The organism is Mariniflexile sp., from assembly GCF_052728615.1.
Genome location: NZ_JBFVFE010000116.1, coordinates 1 through 1919, shown reverse-complemented (window position 1 = coordinate 1919; position 1919 = coordinate 1). Strand labels below are relative to the sequence as shown.

The following is a 1919-nucleotide window of genomic DNA, read 5'->3' as shown; positions in this document are numbered from 1 at the left end:
TAAACACATCAACAGCAAAATGAGCAACTATCACATAAAACATTTAGAAGAGTATTATCAGGTCTATAGAAAATCAATCAGAGAGCCTGAAAATTTTTGGGAAGAAGTAGCCGAGGAACATTTTATGTGGCGCAAAAAATGGGATAAGGTGTTGAGTTGGGATTTTACCAAACCCGAAATAAAATGGTTTGAAGGTGCACAACTTAATATAACAGAAAACTGTATCGACAGGCATTTAGTGACCCGTGGCGATAAAACCGCTATTTTGTTCGAACCTAACAATCCCGATGAACCAGCAGAACATATTACGTACAACCAGTTACACGGACGCGTCAACCAATTTGCCAATGTTTTGAAAGCCGAAGGCATAAAAAAAGGCGATCGGGTATGTATTTATGTGCCCATGATTCCAGAGCTGGCTATCTCAGTTTTGGCTTGCGCCAGGATAGGGGCGATACATTCGGTGGTGTTTGCAGGTTTTTCCGCAACAGCGCTATCAACAAGAATCAACGACAGTGATTGTAAATTGGTAGTGACTTCAGATGGCTCCTATCGTGGTGCCAAATCCATCGATTTAAAAGGCATCGTGGATGAAGCTCTGGAAAAATGCCCAGGTGTAAAATCTGTTTTGGTGGCAAAACGAATCCATTCAGATATTAACATGAAAGCGGGTCGCGATAAATGGTTGCAACCGCTTTTGGATGCCGCATCTCCAAATTGTAAAGCAGAGGTTATGGACGCAGAAGACCCTTTATTTATTTTATACACTTCGGGTTCAACAGGCAAACCAAAAGGCATGGTACATACCACGGCTGGTTATATGGTTTACACCGCTTATTCTTTTAAAAACGCGTTTCAGTATAAAGAAACCGATGTGTATTGGTGTACGGCCGATATCGGTTGGATCACTGGGCACAGTTACATTGTGTACGGCCCTTTAGCCAATGGAGCAACAACCGTTTTGTTTGAAGGCGTGCCACATTACCCGGATTTTGGTCGTTTTTGGCAAATCATAGAAAAGCACAAAGTCAACCAATTTTACACCGCACCAACCGCTATTAGAGCCTTGGCAAAGCAAGGTACCGAGTTGGTTGATAAATATGATCTGTCATCGCTTAAAGTATTAGGGTCTGTGGGCGAGCCCATCAACGAAGAAGCATGGCATTGGTACAATAACAATATTGGAAAAAAGAAAAGCCCCATCATAGATACCTGGTGGCAAACCGAAACAGGGGGTATCATGATTTCGCCCATACCGTTTGTAACCCCAACAAAACCTGCCTATGCTACCTTACCGTTTATAGGGATACAACCCTGTTTAATGGATGAAAATGGCGAGGAATTAAAGGGCAACCAGGTAGATGGCCGTTTGTGCATAAAATTCCCTTGGCCAAGTATAGCACGGACCATTTGGGGCGACCACCAACGCTATAAAGACACCTATTTCTCAGCTTTTGAAAACAAATATTTTACGGGCGATGGCGCATTGCGCGATGAGGTTGGGTATTACAGGATTACGGGGCGTGTTGATGATGTTATTATTGTTTCAGGGCATAATTTAGGAACAGCACCTATTGAAGATGCCATCAACGAGCATCCAGCCGTTGCGGAATCTGCCATTGTAGGGTTTCCGCATGATGTAAAAGGCAATGCTTTGTACGGTTTTGTTATTTTAAAGGATTTTGGTGAAACCCGCGTCCATGACAATTTGCGTAATGAAATCAACCAAATTATTACCGAACATATCGGGCCGATTGCAAAACTTGATAAAATACAGTTTACCAGTGGCTTGCCTAAAACACGCTCCGGAAAAATAATGCGACGTATTTTGCGTAAAATAGCATGTAAGGAAACCAGTAATTTAGGCGATACCAGCACACTTTTAAACCCAGAGGTGGTTCAGGAGATTATGGATAATG

The 1919-nt window shown here is 42.5% G+C and carries 1 protein-coding gene; it reads left to right on the top strand.

The window, feature by feature from the left end; translation table 11 throughout:
* Positions 1 to 19: 19 nt before the first annotated feature.
* A partial coding sequence (acs, locus tag ACU1LP_RS19425) for an acetate--CoA ligase (protein WP_445737096.1) occupies positions 20 to 1919 on the top strand: 1900 nt, incomplete at its 3' end.